The organism is Pseudomonas atacamensis (assembly GCF_017167965.1).
In the GTDB taxonomy this organism is placed as follows: domain Bacteria; phylum Pseudomonadota; class Gammaproteobacteria; order Pseudomonadales; family Pseudomonadaceae; genus Aquipseudomonas; species Aquipseudomonas atacamensis.
Genome location: NZ_CP070503.1, coordinates 972307 through 991073, shown reverse-complemented (window position 1 = coordinate 991073; position 18767 = coordinate 972307). Strand labels below are relative to the sequence as shown.

Below are 18767 nucleotides of genomic sequence, written 5' to 3'. Positions count from 1 at the left end.
TTCTCCTTCAAAAATAAATGAACAACACAAAAACAAATGTGGGAGCGAGCCTGCTCGCGAAAGCGGTGTATCAGTCAAATCATTCATCAACTGACACTCCGTATTCGCGAGCAGGCTCGCTCCCACAGGGGATTACCTCAACCTGATGCTGTCAGCTCAACAGCACTTCGGCCCACCCTTGCCACCGTAACGGGCTTCCTGACGTTCGCGAAAGAACATCTCGTAGCTCATCACCGGCTTGTCCGGGTGTTTGGTTTGCATATGCTCGACGTAGGTGTCGTAGTCGGGCATGCCGACCATCAGGCGTGCGGCCTGACCGAGGTATTTACCGAGGCGACTCAGGTCATTGAACATGCTGCAATCCTCTGGTTACGCATCCGGCAGGGCCTGGAATGGCGATTCTTTATCCGTACGCTCTTTTTTTCCCCAGGCGGCAATGCCAACCTTGAGCGCATAGAACAGGATGCTGAACACCACGAACAGGAACAGCGCGGTGAGTGTGGCGTTGGTGTAGGCGTTGAAGATCACGTGCTGCATCTGCTCGACGCTCTTCGCCGGCGCCAGCACCTGACCGTTGGCCAGCGCATCGCTGTACTTCTTGGCCAGGGACAGGAAGCCGATCGCCGGGTTGGCGTCGAACAGCTTGATGAAGCCAGCAGTAGTGGTGCAGATCAACAGCCAGGTGGCTGGCAACAGGGTGACCCAGATATAGCGCTGGCGCTTCATCTTGATCAGGACCACGGTGCCGAGCATCAGCGCGATGCCGGCGAGCATCTGGTTGGAGATGCCGAACAATGGCCACAGGGTGTTGATGCCGCCCAGTGGATCGATCACGCCCTGATACAGCAACCAGCCCCACATCGCCACACAACCGGCGGTGGCGATCAGGTTGGCGCCCCACGATTCGGTGCGTTTGAGCGCCGGTACGAAGGAGCCGAGCAGGTCCTGCAGCATGAAGCGTCCGGCACGGGTGCCGGCGTCCACAGCGGTGAGGATGAACAGCGCTTCGAACAGGATCGCGAAGTGGTACCAGAACGCCATGGTGTTTTCACCCGGCAGGACACTGTGTAGGATCTGTGCGATACCGACCGCCAGGGTCGGCGCACCACCGGCGCGAGCCAGAATGGTGGTTTCGCCGATGTCATGGGCAACCGCTTGCAGCGCTTCCGGCGTAATCGCAAAGCCCCAACTGGTGACAACCTGCGCCACCGAAGCGACGTCACTGCCGACAACTGCGGCCGGGCTGTTCATGGCGAAGTACACGCCTGGCTCGATCACCGAAGCGGCAACCATGGCCATGATCGCCACGAACGATTCCATCAGCATGCCGCCGTAACCGATGTAGCGGGCGTTGGTTTCGTTATCCAAAAGCTTCGGCGTCGTGCCCGACGAGATCAGTGCGTGGAAACCCGATACCGCGCCGCAGGCGATGGTGATGAACAGGAACGGGAACAGACCGCCCTTCCACACCGGCCCGGTGCCGTCGACGAACTGGGTCAACGCCGGCATTTTCAGCTCGGGCATGGTGATCAGGATGCCGATCGCCAGGGCGACGATGGTGCCGATCTTGAGGAAGGTCGACAGATAGTCACGTGGCGCCAGAATCAGCCAGACCGGCAGCGACGCGGCGACAAAACCGTAACCGACCAGCATCCAGGTAATCTGCACACCGGTGAAGGTAAAGGCTTTGGCCCATACCGGATCGGCAGCGATCTGCCCGCCCAGCCAGATCGAGCCGAGCAGCAGCAACACACCGACCACGGAGATTTCGCCGATGCGGCCCGGGCGGATGTAGCGCATGTAGATGCCCATGAACATCGCGATCGGGATGGTCGCCATCACGGTGAAGATGCCCCACGGGCTCTCGGCGAGGGCCTTGACCACGATCAGCGCCAGCACCGCGAGGATGATGATCATGATCAGGAAGCAGCCGAACAGTGCAATGGTTCCGGGAATCCGGCCCATCTCTTCACGCACCATGTCGCCCAGGGAACGGCCGTTGCGTCGGGTCGACATGAACAGGACCATGAAGTCCTGCACCGCGCCCGCCAGCACCACACCGGCTATCAGCCAGAGTGTGCCGGGCAGATACCCCATCTGCGCCGCCAGCACCGGACCGACCAGTGGCCCCGCGCCAGCGATGGCCGCGAAGTGGTGACCGAAAAGAATGTGTTTGTTGGTCGGCACATAGTCCAGACCATCGTTGTTGAGCACGGCGGGGGTGGCCCGACGCGGATCCAGTTGCATCACGTTGTTGGCGATGAACAGACTGTAGTAACGGTACGCAACCAGATAAATGGCCACGGCAGCGACCACAATCCACAAGGCGTTGATCGCCTCGCCGCGGCGCAATGCCACTACGCCAAGGGCGCACGCTCCTACGATTGCCAGCACGAGCCAGGGTAAGTGGCGCAGCAGGCTATTATTATTTTTCATTTTATTATTCCAGCCAGGGTGGACAAGAAAGACAGCCACCCCGAGTTTAGCGCTTACGGCGCCAAAGGCCATACCCCGACATAGGTCTAGACGCTTGAGCGATTGGCTGGCGCCCGCATTCGCGGTCTATAGTCAGCGAACCTTCATGAGGATTGCGCCATGAGCGAGCACCCCGCCAATCGACGTCGTTTCAAACGTATTGCGTTCGATGCCAGAACCGAGCTGAAACAGGGCGAGTACATCTGGCCGGTCAAGTTGATCGACCTGTCGCTCAAGGGCCTGCTGATCGAGCGACCGGAGCCGTGGCTCGGGGATAAAGAGCAGGACTTCTTCGTCGACATTCATCTGAGCGAAGACGTCGATATCGAGATGGACGTGCATCTGGCCCACGAAGAAAACGGCCACTTGGGGTTCATCTGCCGCCACATCAGCCTGGAATCGATCCAGCGCCTGCGCCGCTTGATCGAACTGAATCTGGCGGATGAGGCCGAGCTGGAGCGCGAACTGGGTGCCCTGATCGAAATCTAGGCCCCCCAATCCGATTTGGAATGCCCTGTGGTGAGGGGGATCTATGTGGTGAGGGGATTTATGGGGTGAGGGGATTTATGTGGCGAGGGGATTTATCCCCGTTGGGCTGCGCAGCAGACCCGTTTTTTCAGGGCCGCTACGCGCCCCAACGGGGATAAATCCCCTCACCACAGAGGTTCGGCGTTCACTCAAACAGTGCGTCAAGGGCCTGTTCAAGGCGGCTCACGGCGATGATCTGCAAGCCGGGAGGCGATTCCTTCGGTGCGTTACCCTTGGGCACGATCGCGCGTTTGAAGCCGTGCTTGGCCGCTTCCTTAAGCCGCTCCTGCCCGCTCGGCACCGGGCGCACCTCGCCAGACAGGCCGACTTCGCCGAACACCAGCAGGTCATGGGGCAGCGGCCGGTTGCGCAAACTCGACATCACCGCCGCCATCAACGCCAGATCCGACGCCGTCTCCAGCACCTTCACGCCACCCACCACGTTGAGGAACACGTCCTGATCGTGGGTCGGAATCCCGCCGTGGCGGTGCAGCACCGCGAGCAACATCGCCAATCGGTTCTGATCCAGCCCCAGCGTCACCCGACGCGGGTTGGCCAGATGGCTGTCATCGACCAGCGCCTGCACTTCGACCAGCATCGGCCGGGTGCCTTCCCACGTCGCCATGACCACACTGCCCGGGACTTCTTCCTGAGCACGGGTAAGAAAAATCGCCGATGGGTTGGAGACTTCTTTCAGGCCCTTGTCGGTCATGCCGAACACGCCCAACTCGTTGACCGCGCCGAAACGGTTTTTCACCGCCCGCAGCAGACGCAGTCGACCATCGGATTCACCTTCGAAATACAGCACCGTGTCGACCATGTGTTCCAGAACACGCGGCCCGGCCAGCGCACCTTCTTTAGTGACGTGGCCGACGAGGAAGATCGCCGTGCCGCTCTGTTTGGCGTAACGCACCAGCAACGCCGCGCTCTCGCGCACCTGGGATACGCCGCCCGGCGCCGATTGCAGTTGTTCGGTGAAGATGGTCTGGATCGAGTCGATCACCATCACCTTGGGCTTTTCCTGGCGGGCGGTGGCGATGATGGTTTCGATGCAGGTTTCGGTCATCACCCGCAGTTGATCCTGCGGCAGGCCGAGACGGCGAGCGCGCATCGCTACCTGCTGCTGGGATTCCTCACCGGTGACGTACAGCGCTGGCATGCTCTTGGCCAGATTGCACAGGGTCTGGAGCAGGATTGTCGATTTACCGATCCCCGGATCACCGCCGATCAGCACCACCGAGCCATCGACCAGACCACCGCCGAGCACGCGGTCGAGCTCACCGGACGCGGTGGAAAAACGTGGAATCTCTTCGATGCTGACTTCCGCGAGCGTCTTGATCTGCGCCTGCTGGCCAGCCCAACCGGTGCGCCCGGTGGGAGCCGTGGCGCCGCCGCTTTCGATCATGGTTTCGGTCAGGGTGTTCCAGGCACCGCACTCGCCGCACTGCCCGGCCCACTTGGGAAAGGTTGCGCCGCACTCGGTGCAGCCGTACATGCGCTTGGCCTTGGCCATCAGAACCCCCGGAACAAAAGACGCGATGATAACGCAGCCATCGCCGATCAGCGCGGCGCAGCGGTACGGATTTCGCCGCTGGCCAGACGCGCGGCACTGTTGCCCAGCGGATCCTCGGCATTGAGGTCGGCGCCCTTGGCTTTCAACGCATCAAGCAGTTCCAGACGCTTGAACAGCCCGGCGTACATCGCCGCAGTCTGCCCGGCGCCGTTACGTTGGTCGGGGCTGCAATGGGTGGCCATCAGGCGCCGGGCGATCTGCAACTCGCCTTTGAATATCGCGCCCATCAGCGCCGTGTTGCCGCGTTGATCCTGAGCACAGGCGTCCGCGCCCGCTGCCAACAGTCGCTCAACCGCCGGCGCCTGACCGTGGTAGGCGGCCAGAATCAGCGCGGTGTAACCCTTGCTGTCGCGGGTATCGAGGGAATAGCCGGACTCGATAAAGGTCTCGAGCATCGGCACGTCACCACGGCGGGCGGCGTCGAAGTAGTAATCCTGCAACTGCGCCTTGATTGCCTCGGGGCTTTGCTCGACCGGTGCCGCCCACGCGGTGAACGACAGGCACCCGGCCAGGCATAAAAGAAAAATACGCATCGGGCTCTCCTTGAGCGCACGCGAGGCGGGACAGCCCTCGCGTACGCCGCATCGCTATCAGTCGGTCAGTTTGGCCGCCAGTGCTTTCACACGGCTGAGATCGCCCTTGGCCACTTCGGTTACACCGCTGCCGTACTCAGGGTCGGCCTTGTACAGGAAGGACAGGATGATGTGCTTGCTCTCGTCATCGGTGGTGGCCAGCGAGCCGCCGAAGCTGTCGATCAGGTCGCGGCGTTCCTGCTTGCTGTACGAGCGATACAGATCACCGGCCTGCTTGAAGTTCTGCTCACGCTGAACCTTCGCCTGCTGCGTGCTGCCCGCCAGCGCCGACTGGCTGTAACGCGCCGCTGGCGTTTCTTCACGCGGTTGCAGGCGGCTTGGCTGGTAGTTGACGCCGGACTGGCTGGCGCCAAAATTCATCGCGCCATCCTGATTGCCATTGTTCACTGCGGTTTTCGGTGCGTTGATTGGCAATTGCAAAGCGTTGGCGCCGAGGCGATACATCTGCGTATCGGCGTAAGAGAACACTCGGCCCTGCAATAAACGATCTTCCGAAGGTTCGATACCCGGAACTACGTTGGCCGGTGCCATGGCAACTTGTTCAGTTTCCTGGAAGACATTGGCCGGATTACGGTTCAAGACCATTTGTCCAACTTTGCGCTCGGCAATACCCGGCCAGATCTTGGTTGCATCAAGCGGATCGAAATCAAACTTGGACAAATCCTGTGGCTTGAGAATTTGCACGTACAAGTCCCACTTCGGAAAGTTGCCTTTGTTGATGTTATTCACCAAGTCATTGGTCATATGACTGTAATCCTGACCTTGAACTTCGCCAACTTGTTTTGGCGTAAGGTTCTTGATGCCTTGAAGACTCTTCCAGTGAAACTTAACGTAGTGAACTTCATTCCTGGCATTGATCAGCTTATAGGCATGAACACCATTGCCATCCATTTCCCGATAACTGGCCGGAGTGCCGTAGTTGGAATACAACTCGGTCAGTGTGCGGGTGGCTTCCGGCACGTGGGAAAAGAAATCGAACCGGCGCGAATCGTCGTCGAGGTTGGTGCGTGGATCGGGCTTGAAGGCGTGGACCATATCCGGGAATTTGATCGCATCGCGGATGAAGAAGGTCGGGAAATTGTTGCCGACCAGATCCCAATTACCGTCAGCGGTGTAGAACTTGGTGGCGAAACCCCGCGGGTCACGCAGGGTTTCAGGAGAATGGTTGCCATGCACCACCGCCGAGAAACGCACGAATACCGGCGTGCTCTGGCCTGCGGCGAACACTTTGGCCTTGCTCAGGTCGCTGAGGTCATCGGTCACGGTGAAGGTGCCGTGAGCGCCGGTGCCGCGTGCGTGTACCACGCGCTCGGGGATGCGTTCACGATCGAAGCGCTGCAGCTTCTGGATCAGTTGCACGTCCTGCAGCAGCACCGGGCCGGTGGCGCCGGCGGTTTGCGAGTTCTGATTGTCACCGACAGCAGCGCCGTTATCGCGGGTCAGCGGAGCGGCGTTGACCGAGAAGGTCAGCAGGCTGGCGGTGAGAACGCCGAGAATGCGGCGATGGGGAAAAGCCCCCAGTCCAAGAGCGGAAGTCATATCAGGTTCCTCTGGTTTTATTGAGCGCATCCAGGTGCGCCACAGCAAGGCTAGAGGCCCCCGCCGAGGAACATAAATAGAAAGAACGTAACGCCATGATTGAAGAAATTGGCTTTCCCGTCAGCGGGTTAGCGCGTATTCCGCGCGCGATTGCTGGCATTTTGCAAACTAATCGTCAATTGATGTGTCGATAAAAACGGGCATTGTAAGAAGGTGTTTCGCGCAGGAGGCGTTTCGCTGATTTACACTGCCTACACCAAACTCATCTGTAACAAGGAAATAACTATGGGCGTGCTTAGCGAGTTCAAGGCCTTCGCGGTCAAAGGCAATGTGGTCGACATGGCCGTCGGTATCATCATCGGCGCGGCGTTCGGCAAGATCGTTTCGTCGTTTGTCGGCGACGTGATCATGCCGCCGATTGGCCTGTTGATCGGTGGGGTGGACTTCAGCGATCTGGCTGTCACGCTCAAAGCCGCCCAGGGCGATGCGCCCGCCGTGGTGCTGGCTTACGGCAAATTCCTGCAGACGGTGCTGGATTTCGTGATCGTCGCATTCGCGATCTTCATGGGCGTCAAAGCCATCAACCGCCTCAAGCGCGAAGAAGCCGTAGCCCCGACCGCGCCGCCGATCCCGAGCAAGGAAGAGCAACTGCTGGGCGAAATCCGCGACCTGCTCAAGGCGCAGAACGAGCGGCCCTGAGGCATTCGCTACACATCAAAACGGCACCCGCGGGTGCCGTTTTCGTTACCAGTAATTCTCCACCGCAACCTGCCCCGGCTTGCGCGTCAGGCTCAGGCGCATGTCGCGCTGTTTCAGCAAGGCGCGTGTGTCGTCGATCATCTGCGGATTGCCACACAGCATCACTCGCGAATGCTCTGGCGAGAGTTCAACCCCTGCCGCTCGCTCCAGTTCGCCGTTTTCGATCAACGTGGTAATCCGGCCCTGCAACGCGCCTGGATGCGCTTCGCGGGTCACAGTGGGGATGAATTGCAGCTTGTGGGCGTATTCGCTCAGATAGCCACGTTGCGCCAACCCGCCGATCAACTCCTGATAAGCCAGTTCCCGCGCCTCCCGCACGCTGTAAACCAGAATGATTCGCTCGAATTTCTCCCAGACCTCGAAGTCCTGCAGGATCGACAGAAACGGCGCCACCCCGGTGCCGGTCGACAATAACCACAGGTCTCGGCCGTTGACAAAACGATCCAGCGTCAAATAGCCGAACGCCTGGCGCTCGACCATCAGGCTATCGCCGACCTGTAGCCGGCTCAGCTCACTGGTGAATTCGCCGCCCGGCACGACGATGGAAAAGAACTCGAGAAACTCATCGAACGGCGACGACACCATCGAATAGGCGCGCCAGACCGTGCTGCCATCGGCCTTGGTCACGCCCAGCCGGGCGAACTGGCCGGCACGAAAGCGAAAGCCGGGATCACGGCTGGTGCGCAGCGTGAACAGGTTCGGCGTCAACGGTTGCACATCGAGCAAGGTCTGGGTGGTGTACTTCTCGGCACTGGCAGTCATGAGGCACTCCTTGAAACGATTGCCCACAGTGTCCCGCAAAATCGCGCTGCCAAACACTCGTGATTGGTAATGGTATTGACGGGATCAGCGCTAGACATTCGATTTGTTGGCAATGCTGGATCTAGAGCAATAACTTTAAGATGCCAATTAAAATATAACAGCCTGTATTGCTAAGAACACTTTATAAAAAACATCAAAGTTTCAATCTCGAAAAAATGTAAGGCGTTTCGCAGGAAAGATCCTACACTTCGATTCGTGCCGGATTTTTTGGATCCATTTGGCGCCCCTATATCAGGATGGAGGCAAAGTTCATGGAAACGTGGAAGGAATCACAATTGAAACAACTGACATTTGCCAAAGGCATTGAGGTGGCATACCCGATACTGCTGAGATTTGCCGAGAATCTGGGCTTTAACTATTGTGCGATAGCGGTCACCTCCCCCCATCGGGATGTCCATTTGAATGCCTTGCAAATCAATAACTATCCGAAAGAATGGAACATCCAGTACAACAAAGAGAACTTCCGCAATATTGATCCGGTAATAGCGCATTGCAATCATTCGGTATTGCCGATCGTCTGGGAAGAAAGAGTGTTCACCGATGCGCCAGAATTGTGGCAGGCGTTGAAGAAAAATGGACTGCAGCATGGCTGGTCGCAGGCCTTTCATGACGACACCAGCGGTTTGTGCAGCATCATCAGCCTGGCGCGCACCCACTGCCCGATCAGCCCGCTCGAACTGTATGAACATTACGGTTATCTGTTTTTTGCCAACCGACACTTCAGTGACCTGTACGCCCGCACCGTTCCCACACCAGCCAAACCCAGCAAGCCGAGGCTATCGTCCCGGGAGCTGGAGATCATGAAATTGTCCGCCATGGGCAAAACCGCTCACGATATTTCGAGAATCCTCAGCCTGAGCGAACGCACCGTTAACTATCATGTGCAAAACGTCATCGAAAAATTCAACGTCTGCAACAAGATTTCCGCAGTGATCGCCGCCGCTCGTGCCGGCATCATCTGACAGCTGAGCGTTATCGCACGGTAATCCTGCGAGTATTTAGGCGCAAAAAAACGTACCATTCAGGCCTTTCCAAGTGATGACGCAACCTGCTTGCATCGCAGTCCACTTGGTCGGATCCCGTCGCACCATCTGCCGGCAACGGGATATCTGCCGAATATCCTGAGTCCCCGCCCCATGCCCTTGCTCGAAACGCCTTTCGCCCAGCTCGACCTGATCCGCCAGCCTGAACAGCAGAATGAACCGCTGCAAGCCTTCGATGCGGCGGACGAATACCTGCTCAATCATCTCGCCAGCGAACAACCTGCGAGCAGCACCCGCGTGCTGGTGCTCAATGACAGCTTTGGCGCCTTGGCGATCAGTCTGTTGGACAAGGTCGAGGTAAGCAGCAGCGGCGACTCGTTCCTGGGTTTCGTCGGGCTGGAAAAGAATTTGCTGCGCAATGGTCAGGCGTTCGACGCGATTCGTCCGATTCCGGCCAGTGAGCCCTTGGTCGGGCCGTTTGATCGGGTGCTGATCCGCGTTCCCAAGACGCTGGCGCTGTTGGAAGAACAGCTGATCCGCCTGCAAGGACAACTCGCTCCCGGCGCGCAAGTGATCGCCGCCGCCATGGTCAAGCATCTGCCGCGCGCTGCCGGCGACTTGCTGGAGCGCTACATTGGCCCGGTGCAGGCGTCGCTGGCCGTGAAGAAAGCCCGACTGCTGATCGCCACGCCTGAAAGCAAAGCGCCCGCCACATCGCCCTACCCCACTCGCTATCGCCTCGACGAACCGGCGATCGAATTGCTTAACCACGCCAATGTGTTCTGCCGCGAAGGCCTCGACATCGGCACTCGCGCGTTTCTGCCGCATCTACCGAAAAACCTTGGCCACGCGCGAGTCGCCGACCTCGGTTGCGGCAACGGTGTTCTGGCAATCGCCAGCGCCTTGCAGAACCCGGATGCACATTACACGCTGGTCGACGAATCGTTCATGGCGGTGCAATCGGCTGCCGAGAACTGGCGCGCGGCATTGGCCGATCGCGAAGTCAGCGTGCGCGCTGGCGATGGTCTGGCCGGGCAGGCGCCGCAGTCGCTGGACGTGGTGCTGTGCAACCCACCGTTCCATCAGCAGCAGGTGGTTGGCGATTTCCTCGCCTGGCGCATGTTCCAACAGGCGCGCGAGGCACTGGTGGTCGGCGGTGCGCTGTACATTGTCGGCAACCGGCATCTGGGCTATCACAGCAAACTGGCGCGCCTGTTTCGTGGTGTCGAGCAAGTGGCGGCGACGCCGAAATTCGTCATCCTCAAGGCGCGCAAATAAAACTGCGGCGTAAAAAAACCCTCCGTGAGGAGGGTTGCAAATCCATACCCGAAGGCGCCGGGACGGGATGTTTCAGTGGGTGGTCAAACCTGCGGCATTCATGAACATGCGCATCAGGCTGGCGGCGATGAACAACACGCCGACACTGCCAACCCAGATCAGGGCCAACCAGCCGAGCCGCTGCCACAGTGGCTTTTTTTCGGCTTCTTCAATGTCGTGCAGGGAATGTTTGCCGGTCATTGCATCGATCTCCGTTAAGCCAAGGCGTCACTGCGGACGCCTTCGCGAGCAGGCTCGCTCCCACAGGGCAAGCCCAGCATGGGATTAGTGGTAACCGTCTTCGTGGGTGACCTTGCCGCGGAACACGTAGTAGCTCCAGAAGGTATACCCCAGGATGAACGGAATGATGAACAACGTGCCGACCAGCATGAAGCCCTGACTTTGCGGCGGCGCGGCGGCGTCCCAGATCGATATCGACGGCGGCACGATGTTCGGCCACAGGCTGATGCCCAGACCGCTGTAGCCGAGGAAAATCAGCACCAGCGTCAGCAGGAACGGCGTGTAGTTGGCATTACGCGCCACCGCGCGAATCAGGCCGTACAAGGTGACGAGCACCAGAATCGGCACCGGCATGAACCAGAACAGATTCGGCATGCTGAACCAGCGCGAGGCGATTTCCGGATGTGACAGAGGCGTCCACAGGCTGACGATGCCGATGACTGCCAGCAGCACGAATGCCAGCGGTCGCGCCAGATCATGCATCTGCTCCTGCAACTTGCCTTCGGTTTTCATGATCAGCCAAGTACAGCCGAGCAAGGCATAGGCCACCACCAGCGCCGCGCCGCAGAACAGCGTAAACGGCGTCAGCCAGTCCAGTGAACCACCGGCGAACTGGCGATTGACCACCGGCAGACCATCGATGAACGCTCCCAGCGCCACGCCCTGAAAGAACGTTGCCGCGATCGAACCACCGATGAATGCCTTGTCCCACAGATGACGTTTTTCATCCTTGGCCTTGAAGCGGAATTCGAAAGCCACGCCGCGGAAAATCAGGCCCATGAGCATGAAGATCAGCGGCAGGTACAGCGCCGACAACACCACCGAATAGGCCAGCGGGAAAGCGCCGAACAACGCCGCGCCACCCAGCACCAGCCAGGTTTCGTTGCCGTCCCAGACCGGGGCGACGGTGTTCATCATCACGTCGCGATCGGTCTTGCCGGGTACGAACGGGAAGAGAATGCCGATGCCCAGGTCGAAGCCGTCCATGACCACGTACATCATGATGCCGAAGATGATGATCACGGCCCAGATCAGCGGAAGATCAATACCCATGAGTCAAATCTCCTTGGTCAAGCGAGTGTTGTCTTCGTGCTCGCCCTCGGCCGGATCGTCGGCTGCGGACAACGGACGCGCCGGGGTGCGTTTCTTGCCTGGACCACCGTCCGGCGTTGCGCTGCCTTCGCTGATCTTCGGCCCTTTGCGCACCAGGCGCATCATGTAGCCGAGACCGGCGCCGAACAGGGCGAAATAGACCACGACGAACATGATCAGGGTGATGCTCATCTGCATGAAGCTGTGGTTCGACGAAGCATCGGCAGTGCGCATCAAACCGTAGACCACCCATGGCTGACGGCCGATTTCCGTGGTGAACCAGCCGGCGAGAATCGCGATCAGACCGGACGGCCCCATCCACAACGCCAGATGCAGGAACGGCCGCGAGGTATACAGCGAGTCACGTTTGCGCAGCCACAGGCTCCACAACCCGGTGAAGATCATCAGGAAACCGAGGCCGACCATGATCCGGAACGACCAGAACACGATGGTCGAATTCGGCCGGTCTTCCGGTGGAAATTCCTTCAGCGCCGGCACTTGTTTATCCAGCGAGTGGGTGAGGATCAGGCTGCCGAGGTATGGAATCTCTACGGCGAACTTGGTGCGTTCCTCTTTCATGTCCGGCCAGCCGAACAGGATCAGCGGCGTCGCCTCGTCGCCATGGTTTTCCCAGTGGCCTTCGATCGCCGCGATTTTTGCCGGCTGGTGCTTGAGCGTATTGAGGCCGTGGAAGTCGCCGATCACAGCCTGTATCGGCGCGACGATCAACGCCATCCACATGGCCATCGACAGCATGGTGCGGATCGCCGGGTTGTCTCTGCCGCGCAGCAGGTGCCAGGCCGCTGACGAACCGACGAAGAACGCCGTCGCGACGAACGCCGCCGTGGCCATGTGCATCAGCCGGTAAGGGAATGACGGGTTGAAGATGATTGCCAGCCAGTCGGTGGGGATCACCTGACCGTTGACGATTTCAAAGCCTTGCGGGGTCTGCATCCAACTGTTGGAGGCGAGAATCCAGAAGGTCGAAATCAGCGTGCCGATCGCCACCATCACCGTCGAGAAGAAGTGCAGGCCGCGCCCGACCTTGTTCCAGCCAAACAGCATCACGCCAAGGAAACCGGCCTCAAGGAAGAACGCCGTAAGTACTTCATAGGTCAGCAACGGCCCGGTGACGGCGCCGGCGAAGTCGGAGAACCGACTCCAGTTGGTGCCGAACTGATAGGCCATGACCAGCCCGGAAACCACGCCCATGCCGAAGTTGACGGCAAAAATCTTCGACCAGAAATGGTAGAGATCGCGGTAGGTGTCGTTGCGGGTCTTCAGCCACAAACCTTCGAGCACTGCCAGGTAACTCGCCAGGCCGATGGTGATGGCCGGGAACAGAATGTGGAACGAGATGGTAAACGCGAACTGAATTCGGGCGAGATCGAGAGCCTCTAAACCGAACATATGGCTTCCTCTGTCAGGTAATACGGGTAGCTGGCCCGGAGGCCTGCACCACTGCCCCCACGGATATGGAGTGCGGCGAATTCGGATTCGTTCTTTTTTTGCAACCATCGCAACGCAGGGAGTCTGGCCAAATGGCCGCCAGATCAGTTCCGGTCGGGGTCTTGATCTGGATCAAGCAACGTTGAAAGAGTAGTCCCATTTTTGCCAATGAACTGCGTGGTGGTTTGCCGCGTGACAAGTTGCCTCACTCCCCTGTGGCGAGGGGATTTATCCCCGTCCGGCTGCGCAGCAGTCGTCGTTTCGAGATTTTGGGGCCGCTGCGCGACCCAACGGGGATAAAACCCCTCACCACAGGGCTGATTGTCAGCATGAAAGATCGATGTCTGGCTAACTGAATTGTTTCTCGTAGCAACTTCCTGTTACAGACTGGTGATAATCTCGCCCTTCACTCGTCCAAGACCTGCCTTCAGATGCCCACACAAGAGCCCCTGCTGTTACGTCACCATCGTCCGTTCATGGCTTTCTGGCTGGCGCGGATCTTTACCGCCAGCGGGTTCCAGATGCTTACCGTGGCAATTGGCTGGAACCTGTATCAACTGACCGGCAACGTGCTGGATCTGGGCCTGGTCGGGCTGGTCGAATTCGCCCCACGGGTGCTGTTCATGCTGCACACCGGGCATGTCGCTGATCGCTACGATCGGCGCAAGGTCGCCGCGCTTTGCCAGTCGTTGCAGGCATTGATTGCCTTGGCGCTGGCTATCGGCAGCGCCACCGATCACGTCACCCGCGAGATGATTTTCATCCTCGCCTTCCTGCTCGGCGCCGCCCGTTCGTTCGAGATGCCGACGACTCAGGCGCTGCTGCCGAGCATCGTCCCCAGTGCGCTTTTCCCCCGCGCAGTTGCCGCCGCGCAATCGGCGCAGCAGTCGGCCACTATCGTCGCCCCGGCCCTCGGCGGTTTGCTCTATGCATTCGGCAGCGTCTGGGTCTACGGCCCGACCGTGCTGCTGTATGTGATCGCCTGTTCGCTGATGCTCAACCTGCCGGCACGCCAGACGCCATTGAATAAAGGTAAAGCCACGCTGGACTCGCTGCTGGCGGGGATTCGCTTCATCCGCAGCCGCCCGGACATCCTCGGCGCGATATCCCTGGACTTGTTCGCCGTGTTGCTCGGCGGCGCCACGGCGTTGCTGCCGGTGTTCGCCAAGGACATTCTGCTGACCGGCCCGTGGGGTCTGGGCTTGCTGCGTTCGGCACCAGCGGTGGGTGCCCTGCTGATGTCGCTGTTTCTCGCGCGATATGCCGTCGAACGCAACGTGGGCCGAGTGATGTTCACCGCCGTCGGCATCTTTGGCGTCGCGACCATCGCTTTCGGTCTGTCGACCTCGTTCTGGTTCTCGCTGGCGGTGCTGGTGGTGCTCGGCGCAGCAGACATGATCAGCATGGTCATCCGTGCCTCGTTCGTACAGCTGGAAACTCCTGACGAAATGCGCGGCCGGGTCAGCGCGGTCAACGGGCTGTTCATCGGCGCTTCGAACCAGTTGGGCGAATTCGAATCCGGCCTCACTGCCCACTGGTTCGGCACCGTGCCGGCGGTGGTCATGGGCGGGATCGGCACCCTGGTGGTGACGGGGACGTGGATCAAACTGTTTCCGACGTTGGCGAATCGGGACCGGATGCATGTGCCGGTGGAAGAGAAGGTCTGAATCTTTCAGGCCATCAACTCCCCCGCCACCCTCGCCCGCAACGCCTTGCCGCCAAGCTGCTCAACCAGGGTCAAGGCAAACTCCAGTGCCGCGCCCGAGCCTTGGGCGGTGATGCAGTTGCCGTCGACCACCACCGGTTGATCAACAAACGTACAGCCGGACAACTGATGGCTGGCGCCGGGCAGGCAGGTCATGCGTCGCTGGCGCAACACGCCTGATGCCTGGAGGGCGGTGGCTGGGGCTTCGCCGATGGCGGCGAACAGGCGGCCGGCGCTGGCTTGGTCCTTGAGCAACTGCTGCAAGGGCTGATGCGCCGCCAGATGCAGGGAACCGACGGCACCGCCCGGCAGGGCAATGAGGTCAAAAGTCTGTGCCAGTACATCGACCAGCATGCCGTCGGCAGTCAGCCGGGTGCCGCGTGCGCAGGTCAGCATGCGCCGGCCTTCGATGCTGGCGGCAACCACTTCGATGCCGGCGCGGCGCAGCACGTCGATCAGGGTCACGCTTTGCAAATCGTCGATGCCTTCGGCGAGGGCAATCAGGGCTCTGGAAGTCATGGGCGCTTTCCGCTGGGTAGTCAGTCAAGCGTAGTCAGCTTTGTCCCACCTTGTTCGCAGACAGCCGTTACTTGATGTAAAGCTGAGTCGAAAGCGTGTTGCGCGGAGCGTTGATCGAGGTGTTGCTGAAGTTGAAGGTGCCTTGCTGTTTGCCGGCCAGATCGAAGGTATAAAGAGAACCGACGGTTTTGCTGCCAGGGGTGCATTCCGTGAGATTGCCATTATCGAAGGCGCACACCGGACCTCGGGTGCCGTTGACCTCGAAGCCATCCAAAGTCACGTGTGGCTGGTTCTGGCCATAGCCGACTTCCAGCACATAGACCTTGATATTCGGCCCGCTGTGATTGCATTGGGTTTGCGGCTGGTTATCGGCAATATCTTCCAGACCGCAGGATGGCGATTGCACTTTGATCACCTTCACCTCGGTGAGCGGCGGCGCCGATGCCGCGAACGCCGGAGCTGTCACCAGTAGTGCTGCAATCCATCCGAAAATCCTGATCCCGCCGTTGCGCATGCCTGCCCACTCCAAAAAATCAGCGCGCAGTATGGCGCAGTTGTCGGCTGCGCAAAACTTCGCCGACGATCGACACCAACATCCGCCAAATTCCTCACGCGGCTGGTATGATGCGCGGCTTTTTCCGGCCCACGACAATTTCCCAGGCGCTTGCGACGGTCTGTGCTTTGCTGTTGAGGTCGATACATTCACGGCGCCACGCGCGCCACGGGGAGCAGACATGCTGGAAAGGCTGTTTCAACTCAAGGCACACAACACCAACGTGCGCACCGAAATTCTTGCGGGCGTCACGACTTTCCTGGCCATGGCTTACATTCTGTTCGTCAACCCGAGCATCCTCGGCGAGACCGGCATGGACAAGGGCGCGATCTTCGTCGCCACCTGTCTGGCGGCCGCCATCGGCTCGACCGTGATGGGCCTGATCGCCAACTACCCGATCGCCCTCGCTCCGGGCATGGGCCTGAACGCCTTCTTTACCTACACCGTGGTGCTGCACATGGGCCACACCTGGCAGGTGGCGCTGGGTGCGGTGTTCATTTCCGCCGTGCTGTTTTTCCTGCTGTCGATCTTCCGCATCCGCGAATGGATCATCAACGCCATTCCGCTGCCACTGCGCTCAGCGATCGCCGCGGGTATCGGCCTGTTCCTGGCGCTGATCGCCCTGCACAACGCCGGTATCGTGGTCAGCAACCCGGCGACCATGGTCGGCCTCGGCGATCTGACCAAACCGGCGCCGATTCTGGCCACCGTCGGCTTTGCCGTGATCGTCGCCCTCGAAGCACTGAAAGTGCGCGGCGCGGTGCTGATCGGCATTCTCGCCGTAACCATCGCCTCGATCGTACTGAACGTCACCGAGTTCGGCGGCATCATGTCGATGCCGCCGTCGCTGGCGCCGACCTTCCTGCAACTGGACATCAAAGGCGCACTGGACATCGGTCTGGTCAGCGTGATTTTCGCCTTCCTGTTCGTCGACCTGTTCGACAACTCCGGGACCCTGATCGGCGTCGCCAAGCGCGCCGGCCTGATGGGCAAGGACGGCCACATGCCGAAAATGGGCCGTGCGCTGATCGCCGACAGTACGGCGGCCATGGCCGGCTCGCTGCTGGGTACTTCGACCACCACCAGTTACATCGAATCCGCTGCCGGCGTCAGTGCCGGTGGCCGCACGGGCCTGACCGCCATCGTCGTGGCGATCCTGTTTCTGCTGGCGCTGTTCTTCTCGCCACTGGCGGCCAGCGTTCCGGCCTTCGCCACCGCGCCAGCGCTGCTGTTCGTCGCCGTATTGATGACTTCGGGCCTGGCGGAAATAGACTGGGACGACATCACCGTGGCGGCGCCGGTTGTGGTCACCGCACTGGCGATGCCGTTCACCTATTCGATCGCCAACGGCATCGCCTTCGGCTTCATCGCCTGGACCGCCATCAAGCTGCTGTCCGGCCGTGCCCGAGAGCTGAACCCGGCACTGGTGATTCTGTCGATTCTGTTTGTGATCAAGCTGGGTTGGTTCAACGCATGAGTTTCGATTCCCAAGCCTACGCCGAACAACTCGAAGCCAAGGTCACGCGCTTGCGTGATCTGCTGGCGCCGTTCGATGCACCCGAGCCGTCGGTCTTTGATTCGCCGCTGCAGAACTTCCGCCTGCGCGCCGAATTCCGCCTGTGGCGCGAGGGCGGCGAACGCCATTACGCGATGTTCTCTCAGGACGACAAGCGCACGCCGATACTCATCGAAGAATTCCCGATTGCCAGCCTGCGCATCAACCAGTTGATGCCGCAGTTGAAGGCCGCGTGGCAAGCCAGTTCGGCGCTGAGCCACAAGCTGTTCCAGGTCGAATTTCTGACCACACTGGCCGGCGACGCGATGATCACCCTGTGCTATCACCGTCCGCTGGACGAGCACTGGCATGCGGCAGCCACTCAGTTGTCGGCGGATCTGGGCGTGAGCATCATCGGCCGCTCCAAAGGCAAGCGCGAAGTGCTCGGTCAGGACTATGTCGTCGAGAAACTCGAAGTCGGCGGTCGCACCTTCAGCTATCGCCAGCCCGAAGGCGCGTTCACCCAGCCCAACGGCACGGTGAACCAGAAGATGCTCAATTGGGCATACGAAGCCTTGGGCGATCGCAGCGACGATCTGCTCGAGCTGTACTGCGGCAACGGTAACTTCACCCTGCCGCTGGCGACTCGCGTGCGCAAAGTGCTCGCCACCGAGATCAGCAAGACTTCGGTCAACGCGGCCCTGAGCAATCTCAGCGAAAACGCTGTGGATAACGTCACGCTGGTGCGTTTGTCCGCCGAGGAGCTGACCGAAGCGCTCAACGAAGTGCGCCCGTTCCGTCGCCTGCACGGCATCGATCTGAAGAGCTACGAATTCGGCAGCGTCTTCGTCGACCCACCGCGCGCCGGCATGGATCCGGACACCTGCGAACTGACCCGGCGCTTCGACAACATCCTCTACATTTCCTGCAACCCGGACACCCTGGCGGCTAACATCGCCCAGTTGCATGACACCCACCGCATTACCAAGTGCGCGATGTTTGACCAGTTCCCGTGGACCCATCACATGGAATCCGGTGTGCTGCTGACCCGGCGTTGATTGCGGGTAGCTGATACGGAAAAGCCGTCGTGATTGACGGCTTTTTTGTGGGGAATCTTTTGATCTG

Annotated in this window: 18 protein-coding genes; 7 read left to right on the top strand and 11 right to left on the bottom strand. The window is 59.9% G+C overall.

Annotation, left to right across the window (positions count from 1 at the left end; all coding sequences use genetic code 11):
- Positions 1–156 precede the first annotated feature (156 nt).
- A complete protein-coding gene (locus JWU58_RS04605; protein ID WP_003228401.1) occupies positions 157–354 on the bottom strand; it encodes a YbdD/YjiX family protein in 198 nt (65 codons plus the stop codon).
- Between the two features lie 15 nt (positions 355–369).
- Positions 370–2436, bottom strand: a complete 2067-nt coding sequence (locus JWU58_RS04600; protein WP_016773099.1) for a carbon starvation CstA family protein — start codon at positions 2434–2436, stop codon at positions 370–372.
- Between the two features lie 159 nt (positions 2437–2595).
- Here JWU58_RS04600 and JWU58_RS04595 point away from each other — a divergent pair, with 159 nt between their 5' ends.
- Positions 2596–2964 (top strand): PilZ domain-containing protein, encoded by a 369-nt coding sequence (locus JWU58_RS04595; RefSeq protein ID WP_071173654.1) that lies wholly within the window; start codon positions 2596–2598, stop codon positions 2962–2964.
- A 184-nt stretch (positions 2965–3148) separates the two neighbouring features.
- Here JWU58_RS04595 and radA read toward each other — a convergent pair whose 3' ends face one another.
- From radA to JWU58_RS04580, 3 genes are read right to left on the bottom strand one after another with little or no spacing between them, the layout of a single operon-like run.
- Positions 3149–4516 carry a DNA repair protein RadA gene (radA, locus tag JWU58_RS04590; RefSeq protein ID WP_024014403.1) on the bottom strand — a complete coding sequence of 456 codons (1368 nt, stop codon included), beginning with the start codon at positions 4514–4516 and terminating at the stop codon, positions 3149–3151.
- Between the two features lie 47 nt (positions 4517–4563).
- Positions 4564–5109: an ankyrin repeat domain-containing protein gene (locus JWU58_RS04585; protein ID WP_123443303.1), complete on the bottom strand. Its 546-nt coding sequence runs from the start codon at positions 5107–5109 to the stop codon at positions 4564–4566.
- A gap of 57 nt (positions 5110–5166) precedes the next feature.
- Complete coding sequence (locus JWU58_RS04580; RefSeq protein WP_206421534.1) at positions 5167–6708, bottom strand: catalase; 1542 nt, start codon at positions 6706–6708, stop codon at positions 5167–5169.
- A 285-nt stretch (positions 6709–6993) separates the two neighbouring features.
- On the opposite strand from JWU58_RS04580, the gene mscL reads away from it, so the two are divergent.
- A complete protein-coding gene (mscL, locus tag JWU58_RS04575; RefSeq protein ID WP_024014404.1) occupies positions 6994–7407 on the top strand; it encodes a large-conductance mechanosensitive channel protein MscL in 414 nt (137 codons plus the stop codon).
- Between the two features lie 45 nt (positions 7408–7452).
- Here mscL and JWU58_RS04570 read toward each other — a convergent pair whose 3' ends face one another.
- A complete protein-coding gene (locus JWU58_RS04570) occupies positions 7453–8229 on the bottom strand; it encodes a ferredoxin--NADP reductase (RefSeq protein ID WP_206421533.1) in 777 nt (258 codons plus the stop codon).
- Positions 8230–8540: 311 nt separating this feature from the next.
- On the opposite strand from JWU58_RS04570, the gene JWU58_RS04565 reads away from it, so the two are divergent.
- Positions 8541–9251 (top strand): autoinducer binding domain-containing protein, encoded by a 711-nt coding sequence (locus JWU58_RS04565; protein ID WP_206421532.1) that lies wholly within the window; start codon positions 8541–8543, stop codon positions 9249–9251.
- A gap of 174 nt (positions 9252–9425) precedes the next feature.
- Positions 9426–10550: a methyltransferase gene (locus JWU58_RS04560; RefSeq protein ID WP_206421531.1), complete on the top strand. Its 1125-nt coding sequence runs from the start codon at positions 9426–9428 to the stop codon at positions 10548–10550.
- A gap of 72 nt (positions 10551–10622) precedes the next feature.
- Here JWU58_RS04560 and JWU58_RS04555 read toward each other — a convergent pair whose 3' ends face one another.
- From JWU58_RS04555 to JWU58_RS04545, 3 genes are all read right to left on the bottom strand, one after another.
- Positions 10623–10790, bottom strand: a complete 168-nt coding sequence (locus JWU58_RS04555; RefSeq protein ID WP_016773090.1) for a DUF2474 domain-containing protein — start codon at positions 10788–10790, stop codon at positions 10623–10625.
- Positions 10791–10874: 84 nt separating this feature from the next.
- The gene (gene cydB / locus JWU58_RS04550) at positions 10875–11882 is read right to left on the bottom strand and encodes a cytochrome d ubiquinol oxidase subunit II (protein ID WP_016773089.1); all 1008 of its coding nucleotides are present in this window, start codon (positions 11880–11882) and stop codon (positions 10875–10877) included.
- 3 nt (positions 11883–11885) lie between these two features.
- The gene (locus JWU58_RS04545) at positions 11886–13331 is read right to left on the bottom strand and encodes a cytochrome ubiquinol oxidase subunit I (protein WP_041477768.1); all 1446 of its coding nucleotides are present in this window, start codon (positions 13329–13331) and stop codon (positions 11886–11888) included.
- Between the two features lie 470 nt (positions 13332–13801).
- Here JWU58_RS04545 and JWU58_RS04540 point away from each other — a divergent pair, with 470 nt between their 5' ends.
- A complete protein-coding gene (locus tag JWU58_RS04540) occupies positions 13802–15037 on the top strand; it encodes an MFS transporter (protein ID WP_206421530.1) in 1236 nt (411 codons plus the stop codon).
- Between the two features lie 5 nt (positions 15038–15042).
- On the opposite strand, the gene JWU58_RS04535 is transcribed toward JWU58_RS04540, so the two are convergent.
- Positions 15043–15594 (bottom strand): DJ-1 family glyoxalase III, encoded by a 552-nt coding sequence (locus JWU58_RS04535; RefSeq protein ID WP_123443300.1) that lies wholly within the window; start codon positions 15592–15594, stop codon positions 15043–15045.
- Positions 15595–15661: 67 nt separating this feature from the next.
- On the bottom strand, positions 15662–16108 hold the full coding sequence (locus JWU58_RS04530; protein ID WP_206422160.1) for a DUF4879 domain-containing protein: 447 nt from the start codon (positions 16106–16108) through the stop codon (positions 15662–15664).
- Between the two features lie 220 nt (positions 16109–16328).
- Here JWU58_RS04530 and JWU58_RS04525 point away from each other — a divergent pair, with 220 nt between their 5' ends.
- Both JWU58_RS04525 and trmA read left to right on the top strand, forming a co-directional pair.
- Positions 16329–17624 (top strand): NCS2 family permease, encoded by a 1296-nt coding sequence (locus JWU58_RS04525; protein WP_016773083.1) that lies wholly within the window; start codon positions 16329–16331, stop codon positions 17622–17624.
- Complete coding sequence (trmA, locus tag JWU58_RS04520; RefSeq protein ID WP_024014413.1) at positions 17621–18700, top strand: tRNA (uridine(54)-C5)-methyltransferase TrmA; 1080 nt, start codon at positions 17621–17623, stop codon at positions 18698–18700. The genes JWU58_RS04525 and trmA overlap by 4 nt, the downstream gene beginning before the upstream one ends.
- Positions 18701–18767 lie beyond the last annotated feature (67 nt).